This is a genomic window from Nocardia sp. NPDC051787, assembly GCF_040681325.1.
Classification (GTDB): domain Bacteria; phylum Actinomycetota; class Actinomycetes; order Mycobacteriales; family Mycobacteriaceae; genus Nocardia.
In genome coordinates this window covers 118,539-145,130 of the sequence record NZ_JBFAYO010000015.1, presented here as the reverse complement: position 1 = coordinate 145,130, position 26,592 = coordinate 118,539, and the positions used below count along the sequence as shown (strand labels likewise).

Annotated in this window: 17 protein-coding genes; 14 read left to right on the top strand and 3 right to left on the bottom strand. The window is 68.1% G+C overall.

The genetic code is table 11. The features are described 5' to 3' along the window. Positions 1 to 19: 19 nt before the first annotated feature. Genes AB0M45_RS18020 through AB0M45_RS18005 form a run of 4 tightly spaced genes read left to right on the top strand, consistent with a single transcriptional unit; the run spans position 20 to position 14,113 of the window. Positions 20 to 1,330: a polyketide synthase gene (locus AB0M45_RS18020; protein ID WP_364329817.1), complete on the top strand. Its 1,311-nt coding sequence runs from the start codon at positions 20 to 22 to the stop codon at positions 1,328 to 1,330. Continuing rightward, positions 1,323 to 4,436 (top strand): nocobactin polyketide synthase NbtC, encoded by a 3,114-nt coding sequence (nbtC, locus tag AB0M45_RS18015; RefSeq protein ID WP_364329814.1) that lies wholly within the window; start codon positions 1,323 to 1,325, stop codon positions 4,434 to 4,436. Before AB0M45_RS18020 ends, nbtC begins: the two co-directional genes overlap by 8 nt. A gap of 18 nt (positions 4,437 to 4,454) precedes the next feature. Further along, entirely contained in the window at positions 4,455 to 9,569 is a 5,115-nt protein-coding gene (locus tag AB0M45_RS18010) for an amino acid adenylation domain-containing protein (RefSeq protein ID WP_364329811.1), read from the top strand. Next, positions 9,566 to 14,113 (top strand): amino acid adenylation domain-containing protein, encoded by a 4,548-nt coding sequence (locus AB0M45_RS18005; RefSeq protein WP_364329808.1) that lies wholly within the window; start codon positions 9,566 to 9,568, stop codon positions 14,111 to 14,113. The genes AB0M45_RS18010 and AB0M45_RS18005 overlap by 4 nt, the downstream gene beginning before the upstream one ends. Before the next feature lie 68 nt (positions 14,114 to 14,181). Here the strand turns inward: AB0M45_RS18005 and AB0M45_RS18000 are convergent, their stop codons facing one another. After that, positions 14,182 to 15,558 (bottom strand): SagB family peptide dehydrogenase, encoded by a 1,377-nt coding sequence (locus AB0M45_RS18000; RefSeq protein WP_364329805.1) that lies wholly within the window; start codon positions 15,556 to 15,558, stop codon positions 14,182 to 14,184. A 38-nt stretch (positions 15,559 to 15,596) separates the two neighbouring features. Further along, positions 15,597 to 16,580: an ABC transporter substrate-binding protein gene (locus AB0M45_RS17995; RefSeq protein WP_364329802.1), complete on the bottom strand. Its 984-nt coding sequence runs from the start codon at positions 16,578 to 16,580 to the stop codon at positions 15,597 to 15,599. Between the two features lie 137 nt (positions 16,581 to 16,717). Here AB0M45_RS17995 and AB0M45_RS17990 point away from each other — a divergent pair, with 137 nt between their 5' ends. From AB0M45_RS17990 to AB0M45_RS17975, 4 genes are all read left to right on the top strand, one after another. Then, positions 16,718 to 17,821 (top strand): AMP-binding protein, encoded by a 1,104-nt coding sequence (locus AB0M45_RS17990; RefSeq protein WP_364329799.1) that lies wholly within the window; start codon positions 16,718 to 16,720, stop codon positions 17,819 to 17,821. 307 nt (positions 17,822 to 18,128) lie between these two features. Beyond that, a complete protein-coding gene (locus AB0M45_RS17985) occupies positions 18,129 to 19,283 on the top strand; it encodes an MAB_1171c family putative transporter (RefSeq protein WP_364329796.1) in 1,155 nt (384 codons plus the stop codon). A 220-nt stretch (positions 19,284 to 19,503) separates the two neighbouring features. Beyond that, positions 19,504 to 19,686, top strand: coding sequence for a hypothetical protein (locus tag AB0M45_RS17980; RefSeq protein ID WP_364329793.1), 183 nt, complete (start codon positions 19,504 to 19,506; stop codon positions 19,684 to 19,686). An 80-nt stretch (positions 19,687 to 19,766) separates the two neighbouring features. Continuing rightward, entirely contained in the window at positions 19,767 to 19,952 is a 186-nt protein-coding gene (locus tag AB0M45_RS17975; RefSeq protein WP_364329790.1) for a hypothetical protein, read from the top strand. Between the two features lie 57 nt (positions 19,953 to 20,009). On the opposite strand, the gene AB0M45_RS17970 is transcribed toward AB0M45_RS17975, so the two are convergent. Next, positions 20,010 to 22,058, bottom strand: a complete 2,049-nt coding sequence (locus AB0M45_RS17970; RefSeq protein WP_364329787.1) for a M13 family metallopeptidase — start codon at positions 22,056 to 22,058, stop codon at positions 20,010 to 20,012. A gap of 350 nt (positions 22,059 to 22,408) precedes the next feature. Between AB0M45_RS17970 and rplN the strand changes: the two genes are divergently transcribed. The 6 genes from rplN (at position 22,409) to AB0M45_RS17940 (ending at position 26,454) form a co-directional block, all read left to right on the top strand. After that, positions 22,409 to 22,777 carry a 50S ribosomal protein L14 gene (rplN, locus tag AB0M45_RS17965; RefSeq protein WP_014349098.1) on the top strand — a complete coding sequence of 123 codons (369 nt, stop codon included), beginning with the start codon at positions 22,409 to 22,411 and terminating at the stop codon, positions 22,775 to 22,777. A 1-nt stretch (position 22,778) separates the two neighbouring features. Beyond that, the gene (gene rplX, locus AB0M45_RS17960; protein ID WP_040774295.1) at positions 22,779 to 23,096 is read left to right on the top strand and encodes a 50S ribosomal protein L24; all 318 of its coding nucleotides are present in this window, start codon (positions 22,779 to 22,781) and stop codon (positions 23,094 to 23,096) included. 1 nt (position 23,097) lies between these two features. Beyond that, positions 23,098 to 23,661: a 50S ribosomal protein L5 gene (rplE, locus tag AB0M45_RS17955; RefSeq protein WP_364329783.1), complete on the top strand. Its 564-nt coding sequence runs from the start codon at positions 23,098 to 23,100 to the stop codon at positions 23,659 to 23,661. Between the two features lie 4 nt (positions 23,662 to 23,665). Beyond that, the gene (locus AB0M45_RS17950; protein ID WP_014981705.1) at positions 23,666 to 23,851 is read left to right on the top strand and encodes a type Z 30S ribosomal protein S14; all 186 of its coding nucleotides are present in this window, start codon (positions 23,666 to 23,668) and stop codon (positions 23,849 to 23,851) included. 125 nt (positions 23,852 to 23,976) lie between these two features. Continuing rightward, positions 23,977 to 24,558, top strand: a complete 582-nt coding sequence (locus AB0M45_RS17945; RefSeq protein ID WP_364329779.1) for a Uma2 family endonuclease — start codon at positions 23,977 to 23,979, stop codon at positions 24,556 to 24,558. Positions 24,559 to 24,900: 342 nt separating this feature from the next. After that, positions 24,901 to 26,454 carry an acyl-CoA carboxylase subunit beta gene (locus AB0M45_RS17940; protein ID WP_364329776.1) on the top strand — a complete coding sequence of 518 codons (1,554 nt, stop codon included), beginning with the start codon at positions 24,901 to 24,903 and terminating at the stop codon, positions 26,452 to 26,454. Positions 26,455 to 26,592: the final 138 nt, after the last annotated feature.

The window sequence follows — 26,592 nt, the reverse complement described above, 5'->3', positions numbered from 1 at the left end:
CATGATGAGGACATCCGAAATGGACGACGCGATTGTCATCGTCGGCATGGCGGTCGAGGCACCCGGCGGTGTCGACACATTGCCTGCCTTCTGGTCGGTGCTTGCCGAATCACGCGAGATGATCGGACCTTTCCCCCGCGACCGAGACTGGCCTATCGATGAGTTGCTCAGGCTGGACCGCATCGAAGGATGGGGACGGCTGTGCGATGCGGGCGGATTCCTCGACGGGGCAGCCGAATTCGATCCATTGTTCTTCGGCGTCACGCCTCGTGAGGCGGCGGCGATGGACCCGCAGCAGCGGGTCGCGATGCGGGTGGCCTGGCGGGCACTCGAACACGCCGGAATGAATCCCGGTGCGCTCGACGGTGATCCCGGCGGGTGCTGGATGGGTGTGTCGGGGCTGGAATACGGGCCGCTGATGGCGAGCATCAGCGAATACAGCGGCTACCGTCTTTCCGGCAGTGCGCTCGGCGCGGTGGCGGGTCGGATCTCGCACAGTATCGGCCTTATCGGTCCGTCGATCAGCGTGGATACCTCGTGTTCGTCCGCGCTGACCGCGGTGCATCAGGCGGCGGCGGCGATCCGCGGCGGGGAATGCGAGTGGGCGCTCGCCGGCGGAGTGTGCGTCATGGGGGCGCCGGGACCGTTCTACGACTTCGCCAAGAACAATGCCGTCGCTACCGATGGTCACTGCCGCGCCTATGCCGCGGGCTCCACGGGAACCCTGTGGGGTGAAGGCGCGGGTGTGATCGTGCTGGAACATGAGTCGCGAGCGCGCCGGCTCGGCCATCGGGTGTACGGCCGACTGCTCGGGTCGCGGGTCAACCACAACGGCAAAGGCGCTCCGATCGCGGTGCCGAGCGCACGCGCGCAGGAGCGCCTGATCCGCGATGCGCTGGCCGCCGCTGGCCTCGCTCCGGACCTGATCGGGCTGATCGAAGGGCACGGCACCGGCACGCCCGTCGGCGACCCGCTGGAGCTGACCGCCCTGATGCGGACCTACGGGGCGGCGGATCGGGACGGCTGCGGACCGCGGCTCGGATCGGTCAAGACGAACTTCGGTCACGCGCAGGCGGCTTCCGGCGTGCTCGGACTGATCAAGATGCTGCTGTGCGGAGCGAACGGCCACATCGCGCCGAGCCTGTGGGCAGACACTCCGACCACCGCGGTCGACTGGACGTCGACCAGCATGCGGCTGTCGACCGCGCTCGAGCCATGGGACCCGGTGGACGGCATTCGGTACGGTGCGGTGTCTTCCTTCGGCGTCGGCGGGACGAACGCGCACGTCATCGTCGGGATGCCGGTTGTGGAGGAGGACGCCGATGTCTAGTTACCGACTTCCGGACGGCACCGTCGCGGTCCTGGTGTCCTCCGATCGCGCCGACGGATTGCGCGCCGAGGCGGCCGCGCTGGTCGACTACCTCGAGAATCATCCCCGGGTGACGCCGGATCGAGTGGCGGACATGTTGTTCCGGACCCGAAGCGCACGCCGGCACCGGGTGCTGGTCATGGTGCGCCCGCAGGACGACCTGCGTGACGCGTTGCGATCCGTGCGCTCCGGCTCGGCACACCAGGCCGTGGTGTCGGCCGACCGCGCCACCGGCCGGCGGGTCGGTTTCGTGTTCCCCGGTCAGGGCGGTCAGCGGCCGGGGATGGGCCGGTTGTACTACGACGCCGCACCCGAGTACCGGACGATCGTCGACGAGTGCGCCGCAATCCATCTGGACCGCTTCGGCCATGCGCAGCCGCTGCACTACCTGCTCGGTGACCAAGGCAGCTACGACGACGCCGTGTGGGAGGTACAGCCCGCGGTCATGTTCCACATGCTCGGTCTTGCGGCGATGTGGCAGGCGGCCGGTGTGCGTCCCGCCGCGACGATCGGGCACAGCCAGGGCGAACTCGCCGCCGCGGTCGTCGCCGGTGCGATGACGCTGCGTGAGGCCGTGCTGGTGGTGACCCATCGCGCCCGGCTGGTCGACCGGATCGAGCGCGGATACACCATGGCCGTGCTCGGCATGGATCGAGACGAGTGCGAGGCGCTGCTGGCTCGGCAGTCGGGCTGGGCCGAACTGTCGGTGGTGAACGCGCCGAACATCGTCGTGGTCTCGGGGGAGCACGCGGCGGTCGAGGGCGTCGTGGCGTCGGCGACCGCGCGGGGGCAGTTCGCCAAACAGATCGCGGTGGACTATCCCGCGCACACCTCACTCATCGTCGACCTCCGCGCGGACTTCGAGACCGTGCTCGACGAGGAACTGGGCGATGCGGTGTTCGCTCGGACCGAGATCGCCTGCTACGGCGGGACACTCGGCGCCACGATTGACCCCGAGCTGCGGCAGCGCGACTATTGGTACTGGAATCTGCGCAATCGGGTTCGGTTCGACCGGGCGGTGGCCGCCGCGGTAGGCGACGGCATCGACACGCTGATCGAGATCTCCGATCACCCCGCCCTGCAGTTGGCCATGCAGGACAACCTGGCCGGGCTGTCGGCCGAGCGGGCAACGCGGAAGCCCGATGTCCGGGTCGTCGGCACCTCGGTGCGCACCGCGACGGATCTGAGCGAATTCGCCCGCAACCTCGCCGCCGTCGCGGTACACGACGCGAACTATCCGTGGGATGTGCTGCGCGTGGGCACCGGCGACGGTGCGGTGACCCTGCCGTTGCGCGACTTCCCGCATTCGCAGATGGACACCAAGAAGCTCTGGGCCGCATACAGGTCAGGCCGGGCCGACCTCGTTGTCGCTGCTGCTGCGGCGGCAGGCTCGGCGAAGCCACGCCGCCTGGTGGAGAGCTGGATCCCGCTGGCGCAGCGGTCGCTTGCCATGCCGCGAAGGATCGCACTGGTCGATCACACGGGACGGTGCGGTGAGCTCACCGCCGCCCTGTGCGCCGCGGCGGCGGAGCACGGCGCCACCGCCACCATGGTGGATGCCGTCCGGCTTGCCGAACTGGCTTCGGGCGCTGCGGATCTGGGCGAGACAGACGTCGTGGTCATCGTGCTGCCGCCGCTGCCAGACACCGATGGCCCCGGCGCGGTCGCCGATCTCACCGAGTTCTTCGGCGAGCGTGCGTGGTCGCCGGTGCTCGCCGGCCTGCGTCCCGGTGGCGAATGCTGGCTGCTGACCGCCGGTGGTGAAGCGGTGACCGCCGACGACCCGGCGCCGCAGATGGTCCATGCGGGCGCCGCCGCGGGATTCCGCTGCATCGGTGTCGAGCAGCCGGGCGTGCTGTTCCGGCATCTGGATCTTCCGGCCGAGGCGTCGCAAGCCCAACCCGCCATGATCATCGGCGCACTGCATACCGTCGGCGAGCCCGAGCTCGCCTTGCGCGAGGGTACGGTCTACGTCAAGCGGCTCGTCCCCGATGTGGCCCCCGATCGTGCCGGGGGCGAACCGGCGCCGGACCATGTCGTGATCGTCGGCGGTACCGGTCAGCTGGGCATGCAGTTCTGCGCGTACTACGCCGACGCCGGAGCCGCCCGAGTCACCCTGCTGAGCCGGACGGGCGAGTCCGATGCCGTTGCCGCACAGCTGGATCGTATTCGCCGCGGCACCGACACCGAGATCGCTGCCGTGCGCTGCGATGTCAGTGACGACGAGGACGTCCGCCGCTTCGCCGCCGCGTGCGCGGGCCGCCCCGCCGATGTGATCGTGCACACCGCGATCAACTACGTCGACCTGGAGCTGGCCGAGATCACCGCCGCGTCAGTCGAAAAGGCTGCCGATGCGAAGATTCTCGGTCTCGACGCTGTGCTGCGATCGGTGCCGCGGACGGCGGACTGCCGGGTGCTGCTGTGTTCGTCGATCGCGGCGACACTGGGTGGTCGCGGGCAGATCCTGTACGCGGTGACGAACCGGGTGCTGGACGTCACCGCGCGTCGGCTGCGTGACCAGGGCGTCGGCTGTTCCTCGGTGCAGTGGGGCCTGTGGAGCGTGGTGGGCGTGCTCGACGACGACGGCCTGGCCCGGATCAACGGAACCGGGATGATCCCGATGGATCCGGCGGACGCCCTTGCGGTCGGCCTGAACGGTCGTCCGGGCGACGCTGTGGTCGCCGCAGCGGATTGGGCATACCTGCACGAGGTGTTCGGCGCCTTCGGTCAGGGCGCGGTGCTGTCCGCGCTGCTGGAGCCGTCGGAACCGCCGAGGCCCGAGGCCACGCCCATCCGGCAGGCGCCGGTGAGCGCTGGTGCGGACGCTGCCGACGGGCAGTTGGCCGAGCGAGTCCGTGCGGAGCTCGAGACGGTCATCGGGTCCGACGGGACCGAACTGCTCGACAGCTCCGTTCCGCTGGTGGCGCTCGGGCTGGATTCGCTGCAGGCGCTGGAGTTCCGCAAGCGGATCAAATCCGAGCTCGATCGCGACATCCCCGTCGTGGAAATTCTCGGTGGCGCGTCGTTGGACGACGTCGTGCTGCTGATGGCTGAGAAAACCAACTAGGGCTGAGGGGCCAGATTCATGTCAGACACCGATGCCGGGAAGACGGACGCGACCGCGTTCGACCGCCGCCGCGAGCTGCTGCGCCGACGGATGATCGAAAGTGGCTTGACCACCTCGAAATCGACGTCCGCGCCGATGCGCCGCGTGTCCGCGGGCGAGCATTCGCCGCTGGCGTCCGGGCAGCGCAGGATGTGGTTCGTCCAGACCCGCGATCCAGCGGACACCACGCTCAACATCGGGGTGGCCTACCGGCTCACCGGCGCGCTCGACGAGGCGCGGTTGCGTGCCGCCGTCGCGTCGGTCTTCGCCCGCCACGCCATCCTGCGAACCACCTACGGTGCCGACGACGACGGTGAGCCCTACCAGGTCTTCCGCGACGATGTCGAGATCCCGTGGCAGTACCACGATCTTTCCGACCTGCCGGAGGACAGCCGGGCCAGGCGGGTGGAGGTGCTGGCGCGCCGGGAGTTCGGGCGTCCGTTCGACCTGACCACAGAGCTGCCGCTGCGCATCACGCTGGCGCGCGGCGCGGCCGAAGAGTTCGTGCTGATCCTCGTGGTCCACCACATCTGCTGGGACGACGACGCATGGGCGGTGTTCTTCACCGAGCTGAACGCCGCCTACACCGGAACCGATCAGGCTCCCGCGCCGACCGCGCAGTTCGTCGATGTCGAAGTGGTCGACGGACCGGCCGAACCGGCCGAGTCGGACCTCGACTACTGGCGCACGGTGCTGCGCCCGGTTCCCGAGCCCCTGGAATTGCCGGGTCCCACGGTGGTCGCGCCGTCGAAGCAGGCCGATCGCTGCGCGCTCGGGCTGAGCGGTGACCTGTTCGACCGCGTCGAACGATTCGCGCGCGAGCACGCGGCGACCCCATTCATGGTGCTCCTGGCTGGATTCGGGGCCGTGGTCCAGCGCTACACGGCGGCGTCCGACTTCCTGGTTTCGGTGCCGGTGACCGATCGGCGCACTGCCGCGGCGGCCCGGCTCATCGGATATTTCGGCAATACGCTGCTGATCCGCCAGACCGTGCGGCCCGGCGACACCTTCGCGACTTTGGTCGAATCCACCAGGGAGATGTGCGCGGGCGCCTTCGCCCATCAGGGTGTGGGGATCGATCGCGTCGTCCGTGAGTTGCGGCCGGACCGGACGGCGGGCCGCGACGGCGCCGAGCGGCTGGTGCGTCTCGGCTTCAGTGTGCGCAAGGACGTCGACGGTCTCGCCCTGCCTGGAATGGCCGTGCGGCGGCTCGACTTCGCGGCGCCGACCGCGCAGATCCCCTTGGCGCTGACCGTTGTCCAGGATGCAAGCGAGCCCTACGTGGAGGCCGAATACTGGGTCGACGAGCTGACTCGGCCGGTGATCGAGCACCTGCTCGCGCACTTCGTCCAGCTGCTGGACAGCGGTTTGGCCCGGCCGCACGACCGCATCAGCGAACTGGACATGCTCGGTGAAACCGATCGCGCCGCCATCCTGGAGCTCTCGCGCGGCGCCTCCGTCGACAGTCCGCCCAGCACGCTGGTCGCTCTGCTGCAGGAGCGGGTGGCCGCGACGCCGGAAGCGTGCGCGCTGCTGTCCGATACCGCCGAACTGACCTACGAGCAACTGAATCGGCGGGCAAACCGGCTGGCGCACTGGCTGATCCGATCCGGGATCGGCGCGGAGGACATCGTCGGGCTGCGACTGCGCACATCGATCGAGTTCATCGTCGCGGTCCTGGGTGTGCTGAAGGCAGGTGCGGCCTATCTGCCGATCGACCCGGCGTATCCGGACGACCGCATCGACTATCTGATCGAGGACGCATGTCCCGGTCTGGTCCTGGGCGCGGTGGAGCTCGACGCGGCCGAAACGGCGGCGGCCCAGCTGCCGGAGTCCGATCCCACCGACGACGACCGGGTCCGGCCGCTGGCGCCGGGACACCTCGCCTATGTCATCTACACGTCGGGTTCGACCGGCAAACCCAAGGGTGTCGCCGTGTCGCACGCGGCGATCGCCGAACATGTCTCGACCTTCGCCGCCGAGTGGGGGCTGACGGCCGACGAGCGTTGCCTGCAATCGGCGTCGGTGAGCTTCGATGCCTCGCTGGGCGACATCTTCGTCACGCTCGCGTCCGGCGCGTGCCTGGTCGTTCCCAAGCCGGATGCGTTTCGGGACGTGCGGTACGTCGCCGATCTGATCGCCCGGCACCGAGTGACCGCGCTGCAGATGGTGCCCTCGATGCTGAGTACCTTCCTGCTGCTGCCAGAGGTGCGGGACTGGCGTTCGCTGCGCCGGGTGCCGGTGGGCGGTGAGGCACTGCCGGGCGAGGTCGCCGACCGGTTCGCGAAGATCTTCGACGCCGAGCTGCGCAACCACTACGGCCCGACCGAGGCCGTGGTGTGCTCGACGCACACGGTCGTGTCCGGACCGCAGGGCACCGGAATCGTGCCGATCGGTGTCCCGAACCGAAACGTCCACGCCTATGTCCTCAACGAGGCTCTGCAGGTCGTGCCCAACGGGGTGGTCGGTGAGATCTATTTGGGTGGCGCGCAATTGGCGCGGGGATATCTGGGCCGTCCCGCCCTGACGGCTCAGCGTTTCGTCGCCGATCCCTTCACGCCGGGCGCGCGGCTGTACCGCACCGGAGATCTCGCTCGCCGAAACGAATCCGGCGAGCTCGACTTCATCGGCCGGGCCGATGAGCAGGTCAAGGTGCGTGGTTTCCGGATCGAACTCGGCGAGGTCGAGTCCGTGATCGCGGCGCACCCGCAGGTCGCGCAGTGCGTCGTGGTGGTCGCCGAGGACGCGGTTGCCGGGCCGATGCTGGCCGCGTACGTCGTCGCGGCGGGCGGCGACGGCGCCGCAGCCGAGGTGGATCTCGACCAGGTGCGCACCCATGCCGCGACCAGCCTGCCGGAGCATATGGTGCCGAGCGCGTTCGCGGTGATCGACCGGATCCCGGTGACCGTCAACGGCAAGCTCGACAAGCGCGCGCTGCCGCTGCCGACGCCGACGGCCGAGCGGAGCTACCGTGAACCGGAGACCCCGACCGAGCGGCGCCTGTGCGCGATCTTCGCCCAGCTGTTCGCCGTGGAGCGGGTCGGCGCGGACGACTCGTTCTTCGAACTCGGCGGCCACTCGTTGCTCGCCGCCCGGCTCGTGGCCCGGATCCGGGCGGAATTCGGTGTGGAACTCGAGGTGCGCGCGGCCTTCGAGACCCCGACCCCGGCCGGCCTGGCCGCGGGCCTGGTGGCCAAGTTCCGCGACGAATTCGATATCGATCTCGACCTGATGGGGCTCGACGACGTTTCCGACGACACCGAGCTGGATGACGCCGCGCCGGTCGTCGGGTCCGGCGTCCGGCGCGCGGTGCGCAGCCAATCCCGTCCGGAACGCATCCCGCTGTCCTACGCCCAGGTGCCGATGTGGTTCCAGTACCGGATGGAGGGCGCGAGCCCGATCGGCAATCTGCCCTTCGCCGTGCGCTTGGACGGTCCGCTCGACCTCGCGGCGCTGACCGCCGCGGTCGGCGATGTGGTGGGCCGCCACGAGGCGCTGCGCACGACGTTTCCCGAACACGATGGGATTCCGTACCAGCTGGTGCACCCGAACATGGCGGTGCCGGTCCGCGTCACCGAGACGACGGCGGACCAGCTGACCCAGCGGCTGGCCGAGGCCGCCGACCACCGGTTCGAGCTGGACGGTGAACCGTTGCTGCGGGTCGAGCTGTTCGTGCTGGATGCCGAAACGCACGTGCTGTCGGTCGTCGCGCACCACATCGTCGTCGATCACGCCTCGCTGGGCGTATTCCTCACCGAATTGACCGCGGCGTATCGGGCGCGCATCGAGACGGGACGGGCTCCGGAAGCGGCCCCGCCGGCGATCCAGTACATCGATTACTCGCTGTGGCAGCGGGAGGTGTTCGATCCGGACCAGACCGGACGACCCGCCAGTGACTACGGCAAGGCGCTGGTCGAACACTGGCGCACCGCGCTGAGCGGGCTGCCGGACCAGATCGCCGTGGCGCACGATCGCGCCCGCCCACCGGTGCTCGGCAAGCGGGGCGAGGTGGTGGTCCGCACGGTGTCCCCGACGACCCGGGATGCGCTCGAGACGCTCGCCAAGAGCTGCGGCGCCAGCGAATTCATGCTGTACCAAACCGTGGTCGCGACCCTGCTGCACAAGATCGGCGGCGGTGTCGACATCGCCCTGGGCACGCCGATCACCGGGCGCGTCGACCGGTCCGTCGAGAACCTGATCGGCCTGTTCGCCAACATGGTCGTGCTGCGCAACAACCTCTCCGGCAACCCGACGCTGCGCGAGTTGGTCACCCGCGGCCGCGATGTCGTGCTCGACGCGTACGGGCATCAGGAGCTGCCCATCGAACGGCTGGTCGAGGTGCTCAACCCAGCGCGGTCGCGGTCGTGGCATCCGCTGTACCAGAACATGATTCACTTCCGGGGCGCGGACTGGGTGCCGGAGCCGGTCGATCTCACCTCCTCCGGTGCGACGACGGTGACTGCGCTGCCGGTCGACTTCGATGTCGCCTTCATGGATCTGAACTTGAGCCTGAACGTCCGGGCCGACGGCGGTATGGACGTGCGGCTCGTGGCCAACTCCGACCTGTACGAACCAGAGACGGCGGGACTCATCGCCGACGCGCTGGTGGCGGCGCTGGATGGTTTCGCGACCGAACCCGATCGACCCGTCGCCGGTCTCGAGGTGCTGCCGGAACCGCAGCTGGCCCGGTTGCTCGCCCGACCGGCTTCCGGTCCGGCCGACGCGCGGACCACAACCGCCGCAGCGGGTTCTGCGACGGAACAGACGCTGATCGCGTTGCTCGAGGAATTGCTCGACATCAGCGGTGTGTGCGCCGACGACGGGTTCTTCGCCCTCGGCGGCGACAGCGTAATCTCGATCCAGTGGTCGGCCCGCGCCACCGCTGCCGGCCTGCCGCTGACTCCGCAGCTGGTGTTCGAGCACCCCACCATCGCCGAGCTGGCGGCCGCGCTCGACACGGTCGCCGACCAGCAGGAGCCGGAACCGAAGGTGGACGATTCATCCGGCGACCGGCGGCACGCACCGATGAGCGCATCCGGTCTGGACGACGCCGCCTTGGCCGCGCTGGCCGCGTCGTGGCAGGCCCGCTCATGAGCGCGATCGACGCCGGGCAGATCGAGGATGTGCTCGCACTGAGTCCGCTGCAGGAGGGACTGTTCTCGCTGGCGGAGCTGGCCGGCGACGGAATCGACCTGTACACGATGCAGTTCATCATCGACATCGATGGACCGCTGGATGTGGCACTGCTGCGCCGCAGCGCGCAGGCCATGCTCGACCGGCATCCGAACCTGCGCGCGTCGTTCTGGCATCAAGATGTGCCGAGACCCGTGCAGATCGTGCCCGCGCACGCGGAGCTGCCGTGGTTCGAGCAGGAGGCGACGCCCGCAGAGTTCGACGCCATCGCCGAGTCACAGCGGCGTCGCCCCTTCGACCTGGCCCGCGGTCCCGCGCTGCGCATCGTGCTGGTGACGGTCCCCGGCGCCGAACCGCGCCGGCGGATGATCTTCACCGCACACCACATCCTCATGGACGGCTGGTCCGTCGCGGTGTTCTTCGGCGAGCTTTTCGCGGTGTATCGCGCGGGCGGGTCCACCGACGGGCTGCCCGAGCCGAGACCCTACCGCGACTACATCGGGTGGCTGGGCGCCCAGGACACCGCCGCGGCGGCCCGCACGTGGGCCGAATACCTCGGCGCGGTCAGCGCACCGCTGATGATCGCCGATGGCACGCGGGCCGCCCGCGGCACGGCCGCGCCCGAGAAAACCTTCCTCACATTGTCGGCGGCGGAAACCGACCGATTACGCCGATGGACCCGGGAACGCGGGCTCACGCTGAACACCGCTGTCCAGTTCGCCTGGGCAACGGTGCTCGGGCGCCTCACCGATCGCAGCGACGTGGTGTTCGGCACCACGATTTCCAGTCGCCCCGAACACCTTTCCGGTGTCGAACGCATGATCGGACTGTTCATCAACACGGTGCCGGTCGTCCATCGCCTGGACGGCGCGGTGAGCGTGCTCGACCAGTGCGCGCGACTGCAGCGCGAATCCGCGGCCATGCGTGACGTCGGCTACCTCAGCCTGTCCGCTGTGCAACGCGCGACCGGGCACAGCGCGCTGTTCGACACCCTCTTCGTCTTCGAGAACGCCCCGATCGACGACGCGATCAGCCCGGTCGTCACCGACGACGGCGTCGGGTTCCGTCCGATCGAGATGGAGAGCCTGGCCCACTACCCGGTCACCGTGGTGTCCCATATGCACGGCGACCAGCTCATCGTGGTGGTCGAGGTCATTCCCGAGTCGGTTCCGCACTTCGCCGGACCGGACATCGGCGAGCGCATGCTGTCGGTGCTGCGTCAGCTGCCGGATATCGGTGACGCCACCCCGGACGCCTTCGATCTGCTGACCGCCGCCGAACGGCAGGAATTCGCCACCCTGCCTGCCGAGTCCGGCACCTCGAGCGAGTGCACCGTCTGGGAGCTGTTCGACCGCCAGACCGCGGCGACTCCGGAGGCGGTCGCGCTGACGACCGGCGCGGGGGACCGGTTCACCTACCGGGAACTGCGTTCCGCGGCCGGCAGACTTGCGGTCGAACTACACGAGCTCGGGGTGGGACCGGAAACGGTGGTCGGCCTGATGCTGCCCCGGTCGGCCCAGGCCGTCATCGCGCTGCTCGGTGTGCTCGGCGCGGGGGGAGCCTATGTGCCGGTGGATGTTTCGCTGCCGAAGGCGCGGATCGACTCGGTCATCCGGCAGGCGCGGCCGACCGTAATCGTCACCATCGGACACTGTCGTGACCTGATCGACGACTCGGCTGTGCCGCTGCTCGTGCTGGACGATCCCGCCGTCGCGGCGCGGATGGCGCGGCGGCCCGCCGCGGCACCGGCGGTGCGACGTCACCCCGGGCAGAGCGCATACGTGATCTTCACCTCCGGTTCGACGGGTGAACCGAAGGGCGTCGTCGGCACGAATTCCGCGCTGACCAGCTACTTCGCCGATCACCGTGACCGGTTCTACCGACCGGCGATGCGCCGCCTCGGGCGGTCGCTGCGAATCGCGCACGCGTGGTCGCTGAGCTTCGACGCGTCCTGGCAGCCGATGGTGGGTCTGCTCGACGGGCAGGCGATCCACCTGTTCGACGGCGAGGAGATGCGCGACGCGCACCGCCTGGTCGACGGCATGGCCGTCCACTCCATCGACATGATCGACACGACACCGTCGATGTTCGCGCAGCTGACCGCGGCAGGTTTGCTCGATCGCGACCTCGCGGTCCTCGCACTGGGCGGTGAGGCCATCGATGCGGCACTGTGGGCGCGGCTGCGAACCCTCCCCGGCACCGCGGTGTACAACTGCTACGGACCGACCGAGACGACGGTCGAAGCCGTCATCGCCTCCGTCTGCGCCGCGGCCACGCCGACCATCGGTGGTCCGACCGCCGGAATGTCCTGCTACGCCCTGGATTCCAGGTTGCGCCCCGTGCCGATGGGAGTGGTCGGCGAGCTGTATCTGTCCGGTGCGCAACTGGCCCGCGGTTACCTCGGCAAGCCGGGTGTCACCGCGGATCGTTTCGTCGCCGATCGTTTCCGGCCCGGGCAGCGGATGTATCGCACGGGAGACCTGGTGCGCCGCAAGCCCGATGGCGGCCTGGCCTATCTCGGTCGCGCTGATGCTCAGGTGAAGGTTCGTGGCTACCGCATCGAGATCGGCGAGATCGAGACGGCGATGCGGCGTCTGCTCGGCGTGGACGCCGCCGCGGTCACTGTCGTCCGCCGGGCGGACAGCGCCACCCTGGTCGGGTTCGTCATCCCCGGTCGCGAACGGGCGGTCGACCCCGCACGGTTGCGGGCGGCGCTCGCGGATCACCTTCCGGCGTATATGATCCCAGCCCGGATCATGGTGCTGGCGCAGTTCCCTGTGACCGTGAACGGCAAGCTCGACGGCCACGAGCTGAGCCGGCTCGCCGAGGGCGCGCTGTCGCCTGGATCGGGCAGCGACCCGACCCAGGCGGCCACGCCGGAAACGCCCACGGAGCGGGCACTGTGTGAGGTGTTCGCACAGCTCTTCGACGGTAAGGCGCCGAATGTCGAGGAAGACCTCGCCACCCGCGGCATCGACAGCATCGTGGCGATCTCCCTGGTCAACAAGGCCCGGCGGCGCGGCTTGCCGCTGAATCCGCGAATGGTGCTGAGCACGCCGACGATCCGGGAGCTCGCCGCGGCGATCGATACCGCCACCGTCACCGGATCGGCCGCCGATTCCGGCGCCTACGGTGCGGTGCTTCCGCTGCCCATCGTGTCCTGGATGTACGAGTACGGTCGCTACCGCCGCTTCACCCAGACGGCCCTGCTCCGCATCCCCGCCGCAATCACGGCCGCCGACCTGGAAGCCGTCCTGCAGGCGCTGCTCGACGGCCACGACGTCCTCAGGTCGATCCTGGCCGACACGCCCGACGGCCCGCGGCTGGCCACACGTGCGCCCGGATGTGTTCGAGCCGTGGACATCCTGACCCGGGTCGAGGCCGGCGGCGCGGGTGATCTCGGCGCCGCGGTCGAGTCCGCCGCGCGCCGGGCATTGGACGAAATCGATCCGCGCACCGGCGACATGGTCCGGGCGGTGTGGTTCGCGGGCGCAGACGTCGGTGAGGTTCTGCTGCTGACCATCCATCACCTGGCCGTGGACGTGGTGTCCTGGCACATCCTCCTGGCCGGTCTCGACGACGCGTGGACATCGGTCACCGCCGGCGCCGCGCCCGGGTTGCTCGGCGAGGTCACCTCGTACCGGGAGTGGTCGCAGTCCATGTGGCGGCGGGCGAACGAGCCGCAGGTGCTGACCCAGCGCGACTACTGGCTACGGCAGCTGGCCGAACCGGATCCTCCGATCGGGCACCGGGTCCCGGATCCGGTCACCGATACCTGGTCGTCGTTGCGGGTGACCCCGGCGCCGACGTCGGTGGCGGTCACCGAGCGGATGCTGGCCGGCCTGACCACCTCGGAAGGGGTGCGCGAATTCCTGCTCGCCGCACTGACGATGACACTGGTCAGCTGGCGGCGCGAACAGGGCAAGGTGGGTTCCGGTGCACTGATCGCCCTCGAGAGCCACGGCCGGGCCGACGCCGCGCTCGGCACGGACACGACCGGCACCGTCGGCTGGTTCACCAGCGTGTTCCCGGTGCGTCTCGGTGGCGGCGCAGTGGGCGTCGACGTCGAGCGTGCCGAGTCGGATCCGGGTGCGGCCAGGGCGCTGTTGCGATCGGTCGCCGAGTATATTGCGGCGATTCCCCACGACGGGCTGGACTATGGACTCCTGCGCTATGTCCATCAGGTTCCCGAACTGGTGTCGGCGCCGCACCCGCAGGTCGAGTTCAACTATCTGGGCCGGGTGGATCTGAGCGGCCAGGGCGGCCGAGCCTGGTCCCTGCTCACCGGTGCGCTCGCCGACGCGCTGCCCCTCGACCCCGAGCCGGAACTACCGCTGCGCTACGCCCTCGATGTGATCGCGGCGATCGGCGCGACCCCCGAGGGGCCGCAGCTGATCACCAACTGGCGCTGGAGTGACGCCCTGCTCTCTGCGTCCGATGCGGACCGGCTTGCGGCACTGTGGCAGCGCTGCATCGCGGCACTGGCCGCGGCACTGGAGCAGTGAGAGGAAAAGCGCGGGCCGGAGGGATCGCCTCCGGCCCGCGCTGTTTCGGTCTGTTCCGGCTCTGCCGGTCAGTGCGGTGCGGGTGAACCGACGATGAGACTGCCGACGCTGCATTCCTCGAGCTCGTCGACGCCCGCCGCCTGCGCGAAGGCCGCCGTGTCGCCGAAGCCCTGTGCGCACACGCCGAGTCCCATCGCGGTCGCGGCCAGATACACCGTCTGCATGACGACACCCACGTGTTTGAGGATCGTCGCATAAGCGATCTGCTCATAGGTCCACATCATCCGTCCCGCGCGAGCCGCGAGCACAATCAGCAGCTGCGGTTCGGCGCCCTCGGCAAGGGTGGCGGAGGTGGCGCGCAACAGTCGCTGAACCTCGGGCGAATCCGCGGCGGCGACCGGGCGCAGCACGTGGTCGAACGAGTCGTAGTGGTACATGCCCTGCGGCACACCGTCGACGTGCCGCACCACCGGATAGAACTCGAGTTCGTAGACGCTGCCGCCCGACGGATACGGACGGGACACCAGTTCCTCGCCCTCGCCGGCGGGCCGCACCTCTCGGGTGCGGGCGGTGCGGTAGAGCAGCTCGGCGAGCTGGTCTCCGGTGATGGGCGCGGCGTCGTCGAAGGCCCGGCAGGAGCGCCGGTCCTCCAGCACCGCGGCGAGGGTCGGATCCGTGGCGCGTAGTGCCGTCAGGTCCGGAACCGCCAGTTCGATCGCGGCACCCGGGTAGACCGCCTTGCGGGCGGGCGGTTGCGGGTAGCTGCCCTTCGCCCATTTCGTGGGACCGAAATGATCCCAGGTCACCGTTCGTTGGCCGAGTGTGCTGCGACGATGAAACCACAGGTCGGGCGCGCTCCAGCTCCGCGTGGCGAACCGCTGTTCCTCATCGGCCGGCGCGGCCGGTGCGAAGCCGCACCACACCAGATCCGTGGCGATGCGGGCCGCGATGTCGTCCGGCAGACCGGATGCGGCGGCGTCGAGACCGCCGAGGAAAGCGACGATCCGCGGGTCGGAAATGCGCAGGTCACACCAGGACATCGGGTTTTCGAGCACGAAGTCTGCCGAATCGCGATGCAGCACCGAGAATTTCGACAGTTTCGGCGGTGTCGCCGCGGCGATTCCCGGCTGGGTGGCCGGGATGCCGAACGGCTGGATGGTGTAGAGGTCGCGGTTGTCGTGGCGGACGGTGATCGTCAGCCAGCCACCGGCGGCCAGCCGGTCGAGGAGTGGGGCGACCTCGTCGGAGGGCGCCGAGGACAGTTCCGGAAAAGTCGAAGGCCCCCGGTTCAGCGTCCGCAATATCTGGAGCTGTGCCGCGCCCAGTCCGGTCAACTTCTCGCTGTGCGGCGGGTTGAGCAGCACGGCACCGCGGGGAACCGTGAGGCAGGTTGCGCCCGCACGCCAGGCGTATCGGGTCTGGTCGGGATAGGTTGCGGTGCGCAAACCGGGGACCTTCGCTTTCCGATCTCGATGACGGACGGCTACTTCGCGGCGTTGGCCAGTGCGGGCTGAATCTTGTCCAGGATGTAGGGAACGTTCAACGCGCTCGGCTGATTCACGGCGCTGATGTCCTGGGTGGACATCGACACCACCGACTCCTTCCGCACCGCGGGAAGCTCGCGGTAGCCGGGCAGTTCGCGATACATCTGGTCCAAGCCGGGGGAGGCCGCCGCCAGCAGCAAATCAGCCTGGAGTTCGGTGGTGCGCTCCGGAGACAGGGCAACGCGGCCGCCGGTGTTGGGGAGGCTGACGAGGTTCTGCGGGATGCTCATACCCAGCTGCGTGAAGATCTCGGCGGAACCGTCTTTCGGGTCGTTGAGCACCATCAGTTGGGCGGCGCTGTAGAGCCACGTGCTGGCGAACGTCTTACCCTTCAGTCCGGGGTACTGCTGGGCGAGCGCCTGGATCCGGTTGTCCACGCCGGCGATGATCTCAGTGGCCTTGTCCTGCTTGTGCAGCACCTTACCGAGCGCGGTCACCTGGTCCCGCCACGGCGTGACCACTTCCTTGCCGAGCGCGGGCAGCGTGGGGGCGAGCTGGGACAGGTTGTCGTAGATCTTGCGATCGCTGAGGTAGACGAAGCCGTCGGCCAGGATCAGATCGGGCTCCAGCGCGGCAACCTGTTCGATCAGCCCTTCGCTGGTCAGCTCCTTGGACTCGGCCAGCGACGCGGGCTCCCAGGCGGGCCGGCTCTTGGTGAGCGCCGCGATGTTGTCCAGGTAGCCGACCGGGGTGACGCCGAGCGCCTGGGCCGCGTCCAGCCACTGGTTGCCCAGGGCGACGACCCGTTGCGGAACATCGGGGATCGTCGTCTCGCCGAGTGCGTGGGTGATCGTGGTGGCCGCACCGCTCGAGCTCGGCTCGTCGGCGGATGATCCGCACGCGGCCAGGCCGACGGTGGCGACGCAGGCCAGTGCCGCGGCCGTCACCCGCCGCCAGTTACGGGACATTCGAACCGACTTCATCGTTGAACTCTCTTTCGTGGAGGCACCCCAAGTACGGTAGGTGAGGCTACCCTAAATATTTGAACGCTTAGGTTAGCATTGCCAAAGGCGCGAGAGCGGGTGTGTCGGAACGGAGGAATGAGGTGCTGAAGCGCGACGTGAGCGCTGGACTCCTGGGCGCAGGCGCAGTCCACGGTCCGGTCCACCGGCCGACGGCCGCTGTCCGCGCCCGGCACGAGAGGAAGCAGTCGATACCGCAGGCGGAGCTGGCCCGGCTGGTCGCTGAATGGTCGACCGGTGTCGAACCAACAGAGGTCGCGGGCATCGCCGAGGTGCTGGAGCGCGGCCGCTTCGTCCCGGCACACCGGACCGCGCTGCGCTGCGGTGGGACGACGGTCAGCTACGGAGAGCTGTTCGAGTCGCTGGACCGACGCACCGCCGTGGCCGGTTGCAGCGAGCGCGCAGGGATCTGGCCGCGCGTGGCCGCCGCAACCGCGGCAGTGCGAGCCGGTGCACCCCTGCCTGTGCCGACACCGCACGGCCGAACCGTGCTCGTCGGCGCCGGCGCCCTGGCCGCTGCCGCCGCCGACCGGCGGTCCGTCGCCGCGGAATGCTGGGAGAACACCGACCGCGCAACCGGTTCGGCGCACATCCGGCTGCTCGCCGCGCCCCGGGCCGGTCACGACCTGCTGATCGAACTGCTCGCGGCGATCGCGGACGGTGCGACCCTTGTCGTCGCCACCGACGACGAGCACGCCGATCCGGCCGCCCTGGCCGAACTGATCGCCGAACACTCGGTGACCCACGTGGTCGCCGACCTGGGCATGCTGGCCGCATTCGACGACATCGGCGTCACCACGCTACCGACGGTCCGGCGCTGGGATGTCGCCGGAACCGCATGTCCCGCTTCGCTTTCCCGGCTGCTGACCGCATTGTCGCCGCGGTCGACCGCCCGCGCGGCGTATCGACTGCCCGAATACGCCGGTCCCGCCGCCCGCGGCCCGCTCGACGGAACCGGCCGGATGCGACCCATCCCCGGTGCCCGGCTGCTGGTGCTGAATCACGCGGGTCACCCCGTGCCACCCGGGATGGTGGGTGAGATCTATCTCGGTGGCGTCTCGCTCGCCCACGGATACGCCGAACCCGCCGAGACCGCACAACGTTTCGTCACCGTGCCGTTCCTCCCGGGCGTGCGGCTGCTCCGCACCGGCGAGTCGGCCCGCTGGACGACCGACGGCTGGCTGGTCGACGCGACCGCTTGACCCGGCCCGGTCGAGCCGCCGGACCGGGCCGATCGGATACATCGGCGCAACCTCGCCAGCCAGCGCTCGATCGCACCGATCTTTGCCGGCCACATCCGCGATGACCTCGGTCGCCGCGTCCTGCTCGTGCAGCACCCTGCCCAGGGTGGTGACCTGTTCCTGCTACGGCGCGACCGACCCCGCGGACGGACCGGGCCGGGTCGGAGCGACCTTGGAGAGCTCGTCGTAGGTCTTCTGATCGGCGATGAACGGATCGGCCGAAGCGGGGAGTTGGCCTGTCCCGCTCGACGACCTACTGTCGACCGCGATGAGCACTGTTCCGACTTCGGTAGTAGTGGCGGCTGCCGTCTGCCTCGCCTTGATGACGGTCGGCCGGTGGCTTTTCGTCAACGAGACGGTTGCCGACCGACTGATCAACCGAACGTGGAGCTGGACCTTGGTCGCGCTCCTGCTGTACGAAGCCGCGGCCGTGTTGGATCATCCCGATCTCGCGCGGCGCTTGTTTCTCGGTGTCGGTCTGATGGGCACCGCCAGTTTCTATGGGCTGGCCCGGCTCGTCGGCGATGCCGATGCCGATGCGGATGCGGAGACCGCCTACCGGCGTCAGCGCGGATACGATTCGGCATTCGCTGCCGTAGGCGTTTCCGTGGTGCTGGGCACACCGGTTATCCAGGGCGCGTTTCGGTTCGACTATGCCGAATTCATCTGGACGCTGTCGATGCTGCCGGCCATCTATGGCGGTCTTCTCTTCGGCCGGGCGAGTGCTCGCGAGCTGCGCGTCGCGGGCTCTTCGACCAGGGAACGGCTCGCCTATGCGGTGTTACTGGCGTTCGCGGTCTACTGGGCGATCGCGTCGGTGATCGTGATCGTCCGTTCGATCGCCGGTACGCGGCCGAGCGAGCCCGGAAAGGTGTGGGCTGTCCTGGCCTTCCTCATGCTTTTGGCGGTGACCCTGTTCACTGCGATCCCGCTGATCGTGGTGCTGCTCGCGCGGACGGGATGGGATCGGACGGGTCGCGCCTGCCGTCGACTGCGACCGCTGTGGCAAGACCTGACCGCGGCGGTGCCGGAAGTCGTTCTGCTCCATGATCATTCAGCTCCACCGGAATCATCCGCCCGGCTGTACCGAATGACCGTGGAGATCTGGGACGCACTGCTGCACCTGAAGCCGTACCTGCCGGAATCGCCAGAGCCGGGCGCCGCCGAGATGGACAACGACGTGCGGGACGACGCACTCCAGCTGGCGCGGGCCATGCGAGCGAAGCTCGACGGCCACGCGCCTGCCCCTGCCTCTCCCACTTGGAGCACTGCGCAGGCGGGGCCGCGTGATAGAGCGACGGAGCTACGGTACCTGCTGGCACTCGCCCGTGAATGGCCGAAAGTCGCTGGAGGCCATACTGCCCTATTTCGCGTACGCAAAAGCGAGTGCGGGAAACAGGGTCGGCTGGTCAGCCCGCGCTGACGGGTTCTTGGCGGGTACCCCGACTACCTCACCCTCGCCGCCGAGAACACCTACGAACTGGGTCTGCGCGCCCTCATCGCCGGTCTGCTTTCGTGACGGGAGTCGACACGCGAAAGACTCACTTACGCAGCGTTATCGGCGTTATCCCCTTCGCCCGTCGCGATCGAGACCGACGTGCGCGGCTACACACGCCAATTGGCACAAGCCGTGCGGGCGAAGCGTGCAGGCAACGCACCAGCAACTACTTTCCCCGCTCGGGGGCACGGTGCACGAGCCCCGCGATCGTGCGGCGGAGTTGCGGTATCTGCTCGAACTCGCTCACGAATGGCCGAAAGCGGTCGCGGCCCTCGGCTACGAGTCCAGCACTCCACATGCTGCCGCGATTGCCGCGGTGTCCCAGTAGAAGGGGTACACCTCGGCGATTCGGCCATTGGCGAAGATGATCGTCTGCACATCTGGCACTACACGGCGGGCGACCTCATCGTGCGCGCGAGATCCACGCGCCGCGCCGCCGAGAACCGCCCCACCTTCCGCGCGCAGGTCTTCGCCGACCTGGACGCCGAAACCTACCCCCGCCTGGCGACCCTGGGCCCCGGCTATCTCACCCTCGCCGCCCAGAGCACCTACGAACTCGGTCTGCGCGCCCTGATCACGGGCCTGCTCTCGTGACCAGGGTCGCGTTCGAGCCTGCCGCCATGAGCAGGCTCGAACTGCGCCCAGCCGGACTCAGAAGGTGACGCGCTGGTCGGCGGGCAGGAAGAGCTTGTCGCCTTCCTTCACCTCGAAGGTCTTGTAGAACTCCTCCAGGTTGCGCACGACCTGGTTGCAGCGGAATTCGGCGGGGGAGTGGGTGTCGGCGGCGAGGTAGCGGACGGTGAGTTCCTTCGTCTGCTTTTCCCGCCAGCTGCGAGCCCAGGACAGGAACATGGTGCGGTAGTCGGGGTTGTCGATCCCGCGGCGTTTTTCGGCGATGCGGAAGGCGGCCAGGGTGATCTGCAGGCCGCGCAGGTCGGCGAGGTTCTCGCCGACGGTGAGTTCGCCGTTGACGTGCTGGTTCGGCTCGAGGCCTTCGGGGACCAGCACGTTGTACTGCTCGACCAGTTGCTTCGCCTTGGCGTCGAACGCGGTTCGGTCCTCGGGGGTCCACCAGTCGCGGCGGTTGCCGTCGCCGTCGTATTTGGAGCCTTGGTCGTCGAAGCCGTGGCCGATTTCGTGGCCGATGGTCGACCCGACCGCTCCGAAGTTGACCGCGGGCAGCGCGTCTTTGTCGAAGAACGGCGGCTGGAGGTATGCGGCCGGGAAGACGATCTGGTTGGAGGTCGCCGAATAGTAGGCGTTCACCGTCTGCGGCGACATACCCCATTCGGTCTTGTCGACCGGGGTGCCCAGGCGCGCGAAGGCACGCTTGACCTCGAAATCATTGGCGGCGAGCAAAGATTCGATCAGCTTGCCCTTGGTGATCTTCAGCTTGGAGTAGTCGATCCACTTGTCCGGATAGCCGATCTTGGGATCGATCTTGTCCAGTTTCGCCAGCGACGCCGCCCTGGTCGCGGGCGACATCCAGGTGGAGTTGGTGAAGTTCTCCCGGTAGGCCGCGATGACGTCGCCGAGCATTTCCTTGGCACGCTCTTTGGCCTCCGGCGGAAAATGCTTGTCCACATACAGTTTCCCGAGCTGTTCGCCGAGCCGTTCGTCGACGATGCCGACCCCGTACTTCCAGCGTTCCGGCCGCTCGTCCTGACCGTTGAGCACCTTGCCCCTGAAATCGAAATTCGCGTCGTTGATGGCTTTGGGTAGGTAAGGCGCGAATTCCCGCAGCACGTACAGCTTGAGATAATCCCGCCACGTGGCGATGTCGACTTCGGTCCACAGCTGACCCGCCGCCGTGAGGTAGGACGGCTGGTTGACCACGATCGACGCGAACAGCTCGCGCGGGCGGTCGGTGTTCCCCGCCAGCCACGGGTCCCAGTCGAATCCCGGCGCGAGTGCGGTCATATCGGCCCAGCTGTACAAGTTGTACGTCGCGTCGGTGTCGCGGTTGCGCACGTTGTCCCAGTGCGCGGGAGCGATGCGCTTCTCCAGATCGAACACGCGCTGAGCGATACCGGCCGGATCGGCGAACCCGGCGCCCGCCGCGATGCGCTCGAGGAAGATTCGATACTGCCCGAGCACCTCGGCGTACTCGGGCTTCCGGTAGTACTGCTCACCGAGTCCGAGGCCGGACTGGCCGACCGAAGGGATGTAGGCGTCGGAGTTCTTCCGGTCGACGCCGATGCCGAGTCCGATCAGCCCGCCGATCGGCAGCTCGGCCATCACCTTCGCCAGGTCCGGCTTGGTCGCGGCGCCATCGATCTCGGCGAACAGCCCCGCCAGCGGGGTCATGCCGAGCCGTTCGATTTCGTCCCAGTCCAGGCGCGCGTCGTACAGGTCCTTGATCTGCTGGGCTTCCGAGCCGGGCTTCGGGTCCTGGATGCCCTCGATGATCTCCCGCAACTGCTGCTGGGTGCGCTCGGCGGCCTCGCTGGTCGAGCCGAAGGCGACTTTGTCCGGCGGCAGCTGGTACTCCCGCAGCCACTTCCCGTTGACGTGCCGGTACAGGTCGTCCTGCGGCCGGATCGTCTCGTCCGCTCCGCTCATGTCCACCCCGGTGCGCGTCTGGCTCGCCGGTTCGGTGTCGTTCGAGCAGGCGACCAGCGCGGCGGCGGCCGGGACCGCCCCGAGCGCGATCAGAAACGCACGACGGTCCAGCTTGCCTGGACGACCGGTTGATGTCACGAGAGTCCTCTCCCCGACGCGGCGTTGCCGCAGATGTACGTAAAGGCAGCCTTGCAGGACACCGAGGCTACCGGCGCGGCGCCGGTCCAGCCCGGAAACGTGGCCCGGGGGGGCCGCCCGCGCCGCGGCGACCGCCCGATTTGGGAACGACCTGCGGATTCCCATACACTAGACCGGTTGCCTGCGGGAGCTATGCCCGCAATCCGGCAGTGAACCCCCAGTGGTTGGTTCCGCGTTATCGCTCAGATCGAGGAAAACCGCTGGCAGGCGCGCGTCCGGAGGGCAACCGACCATGCCCGTCGGGTCGGCAATCCGGCGTGCTAAACGTCCAGGTCAAGGAGGACGCTGAAGTGATTCAGCAGGAGTCGCGACTGCGCGTCGCCGACAACACGGGTGCGAAGGAGATCCTCTGCATCCGCGTTCTCGGTGGTTCGTCGCGTCGCTATGCCGGTATCGGCGATGTCATCGTCGCTACCGTGAAGGACGCCATCCCCGGCGGCAACGTCAAGCGGGGTGATGTCGTGAAGGCCGTCGTCGTGCGCACCACCAAGGAGCGCCGCCGTCCGGACGGTTCCTACATCCGTTTCGACGAGAACGCGGCCGTGCTCATCAAGGCGGACAACGACCCGCGCGGCACTCGCATCTTCGGCCCGGTCGGCCGCGAGCTGCGCGACAAGAAGTTCATGAAGATCGTCTCGCTGGCCCCGGAGGTGCTCTGACATGAAGGTGCACAAGGGCGACACCGTGCTCGTCATCTCAGGCAAGGACAAGGGTGCCAAGGGCAAGGTCATCCAGGCCTACCCGAAGGAGAACCGGGTTCTCGTCGAGGGCGTGAACCGGATCAAGAAGCACGTCGCGAACTCCGCCACCCAGCGCGGCGCCTCCTCGGGCGGCATCGTGACCCAGGAAGCTCCGATCCACGTGTCCAACGTGATGGTCGTCGACTCCGACGGCAAGCCGACCCGGGTCGGCTACCGGACCGACGAGGAGAGCGGCAAGCGGGTCCGGATCTCCCGGAAGAACGGGAAGGACATCTGACATGACCACGACCGAAAAAGTGCAGCCCCGGCTGAAGCAGCGCTACCGCGAGGAGATCAAGGACGCGCTGAACAACGAGTTCAACTACGCCAACGTGATGCAGATCCCGGGAGTGGTGAAGGTCGTCGTCAACATGGGTGTCGGCGACGCCGCCCGCGACGCGAAGCTGATCAACGGCGCGGTCAACGACCTGGCGCTGATCACCGGCCAGAAGCCGGAGATCCGCAAGGCGACCAAGTCGATCGCCCAGTTCAAGCTGCGCGAGGGCATGCCGATCGGCGCCAAGGTCACCCTGCGTGGCGACCGGATGTGGGAGTTCCTCGACCGCCTGGTGTCCATCGCGCTGCCGCGTATCCGCGACTTCCGCGGCCTGTCGCCGAAGCAGTTCGACGGCAACGGCAACTACACGTTCGGCCTGAGCGAGCAGTCGATGTTCCACGAGATCGACGTGGACAAGATCGACCGCCCGCGCGGCATGGACATCACCGTGGTGACCACCGCGACCAACAACGAAGAAGGCCGTGCCCTGCTCAAGCACCTCGGCTTCCCGTTCAAGGAGAACTGAGCACATGGCAAAGAAAGCACTGGTCAACAAAGCCAACGCCAAGCCGAAGTTCGCGGTCCGCGCCTACACCCGCTGCCAGCGGTGCGGCCGCCCCCACGCGGTCTACCGCAAGTTCGGCCTCTGCCGCGTGTGCCTGCGCGAAATGGCGCACCGGGGCGAGCTGCCGGGCGTGCACAAGAGCTCCTGGTGAGCCGGACGCTCTTCTGAGCGTCCCCAACTGAACACCTGAACGAGGGCACGGACTCCTGTCGAGTCCGTGCCCTCGTTCGCATTCACGATGACTGCTCGCAACGGCGGTCTAGGTAGGCTTCGGTCATGACGATCCAGGCATCGGCCCACTTGCCGCACGAGATGACCGAGGAGCAGTACCGGCAGCTGCCCGAGGGTGTCGCGCGCGAGATCGAGGTTGTGCACGGGCATGTGATCGTCTGTGAATCGCCGGTGCCCGAGCACAATCGCGTGGCACGCCGCTTGGCCGGCTCCATGGAGGACTTGCCGAGCACCGAGCCGTGCATTCGAGTCGAGACCGATATAGATGTGGTCCTTTGGCGGATACCGAAGTTCACCTTTCGGAGACCGGATGTGACGGTGTATCGCTGCCTGCCCGAACGTGGAGCGAAGCCGGAGGCCGGCGACGCGCTGATCGTCGTGGAGGTGTCTTCGCCGTCCACTGCCGCCGAAGACTTGCTGGACAAAAAGGTTCAGTACGCTCGAGCAGGTATTCCGCTCTACCTGGTTGTCGTCCTCGACACGAAGTTCGATATCGAGGAGGTGCGGGAATTCCGGCTCGACGCCCACGCCGCCGAATATCGCCTGCATCGGCTGCACCGCGACGGATTCCTTCGCTTAGAGCCTGTGGTGCTCGGCGATATCAGCTTCGCCGACTTGGTTCGCTAGCCGCTGGCTCGGGTCACCGGCTTGACCGGCGGACTCCAGCCGGTCGAGCGTTGATCCATCTGGTACTGCGCCGCCGCGGTGTAGCTGAACGCGGCGGCGCGCCCGTGTCCCCGATCCGCGCCACATGGAGCGACAGGCTACATCGACGGTCTGACTCGCTTCCGGCACTGGAACGGCGTCTTGCCAGTCCTTCCGCTGACTGTGTTCGCACTCTTGGGGATGTGATGTGCGACCGGCCTCGGCTGTGATTTGTCCCGGATATCCGGTTCGATGACACTTTCTGTGTCGATACCGCTTAACGTCGCGGGGGCACAACAGTTGGTTCGGAAGGTGGCGGCGAGCGTGACAGGTACCGAGGCGAAGCTTGATGAACTGGTCAAGATTCTGACGATCGCTGCGGAACCGGCGGGTGAGGCCGGTGCCGCCAAGCGGGAGAAGAAGGGCGTTCCGAGCGTTCGCCAGCGTGTGGACATGCTGCTCGACCGCGGGACGTTCATCGAGACCGGTGCGTTGGCTCGTCAGCCCGGGCAACCGGATGCTCTCTACGGTGACGGGCTGGTCACCGGTCGCGGTCTGATCGGGGGCCGTCCGGTGGTGGTGATCGCCCACGATCAGACCGTGTACGGCGGGTCGGTCGGTATCACATCGGCCCGCAAGTTCATGCGGGCGCTGCAACTCGCGTTCGACAACGCATGCCCGGTGGTGACGATCAATGATTCCGGCGGTGCGCGTATCCAGGACGCGGTGGGTTCGATCGCTTCGTTCGGTGATATTTCCCGGGTGTTGGAGAAACTGTCCGGGTATGTGCCACAGGTGTCGATCATTCTCGGCAAGTGCGCGGCGGGTTCGGTGTACGGACCGATCAACACCGACGTGCTCATCGGTACCAGGGATTCCTACATGTTCGTCACCGGGCCGGAGGTGATCAAAGCCGTCAACGGTGAGGACGTCACCGCCGAGGAGCTCGGTGGCGCCGAGGTACAGGCCGAACGCGGCACCCTGCATTACGTGGCCGACACCGAGCAGGAAGCCTACGAGTGGGCGCGCAACTACCTGAGCTACATGCCGACGAGCTGTCTCGAGCAGCCGCCGATTGTGAACCCCGGCCTCGAGCCGGAGATCACTGCTACCGATCGAGAGCTCGACACGATCATCCCGGATTCCGATCGCGCCGGTTACGACATGCATGAGATCCTGCTGCGGATCTTCGACGACGGTGAATTTCACGAAATCCGCGCCGCGTTCGCCCCGAATCTGATCACCGGGTTCGCCAGGGTCGACGGCTATCCGGTCGGTGTGATCGCCAACCAGCCGTTGGTGCTGGGTGGTTCCATCGACGCCGCCTGCTCGGACAAGTCGACCTACTTCATCCGGCTCTGCGACGCGTTCAATATCCCGCTGGTATTCGTCGCGGACACCCCGGGCGTGCTGCCCGGCCTCGAGCAGGAAGCCAACGGTGTGATCATCCGCGGCGGGCGGGTCCCGCGTGCGATCATCGAGGCGACGGTCCCGATCATCAACCTGGTCGTGCGCAAGTCTTACGGTGGCGCCTACGGCATGATGGCGGCCCGACAGGTGGGTGCCGATATCAGCTTCGCCTGGCCGACAGCCCGGATCGCTGTGATCGGCGCCGACAGCGCGGTCGACCTCATCGGCAAGCGGCAATTGGCGGCGGTGCCGGAGGAGCATCGGGCAGCGGCGCGCGAGTTCATGATCAACCAGTACAACGAGACGATCGCCACCCCGTGGATCGCCGCCGAACGCGGCTACATCGACGCGGTCATCGAACCGGCGCGCACCCGGCTGGAGATCCGGAACGCGCTGCGCCTGTTGCGGGACAAGCCGCCGGTCAAGCCGGAGTTCAACCCGCGCAAGCACCCGGTGTACCCGATGTGATCTTCCCGTTGATTCCGCAGCTGGCGTATGGCACGCCGGGCGCTGTCGCACCGACAGGTTGCCGGAAGAGGAATCTGGCGACCTCCTCGACCGATGTCGATCACTGGGCCGATCTGGCCACCAGCACCAGCGCGAGGG

Bases quoted from the DNA above. Each gene is read 5' to 3' on its own strand.
- AB0M45_RS17950 (WP_014981705.1), top strand. From the start codon at position 23,666: ATGGCAAAGAAAGCACTGGTCAACAAAGCCAACGCCAAGCCGAAGTTC.
- AB0M45_RS17945 (WP_364329779.1), top strand. From the start codon at position 23,977: ATGACGATCCAGGCATCGGCCCACTTGCCGCACGAGATGACCGAGGAG.
- AB0M45_RS18010 (WP_364329811.1), top strand. From the start codon at position 4,455: ATGTCAGACACCGATGCCGGGAAGACGGACGCGACCGCGTTCGACCGC.
- AB0M45_RS17995 (WP_364329802.1), bottom strand. From the start codon at position 16,580: ATGAAGTCGGTTCGAATGTCCCGTAACTGGCGGCGGGTGACGGCCGCG.
- rplE (WP_364329783.1), top strand. From the start codon at position 23,098: ATGACCACGACCGAAAAAGTGCAGCCCCGGCTGAAGCAGCGCTACCGC.
- AB0M45_RS17985 (WP_364329796.1), top strand. From the start codon at position 18,129: ATGAGCACTGTTCCGACTTCGGTAGTAGTGGCGGCTGCCGTCTGCCTC.
- AB0M45_RS18020 (WP_364329817.1), top strand. From the start codon at position 20: ATGGACGACGCGATTGTCATCGTCGGCATGGCGGTCGAGGCACCCGGC.
- rplX (WP_040774295.1), top strand. From the start codon at position 22,779: ATGAAGGTGCACAAGGGCGACACCGTGCTCGTCATCTCAGGCAAGGAC.
- nbtC (WP_364329814.1), top strand. From the start codon at position 1,323: ATGTCTAGTTACCGACTTCCGGACGGCACCGTCGCGGTCCTGGTGTCC.
- AB0M45_RS18005 (WP_364329808.1), top strand. From the start codon at position 9,566: ATGAGCGCGATCGACGCCGGGCAGATCGAGGATGTGCTCGCACTGAGT.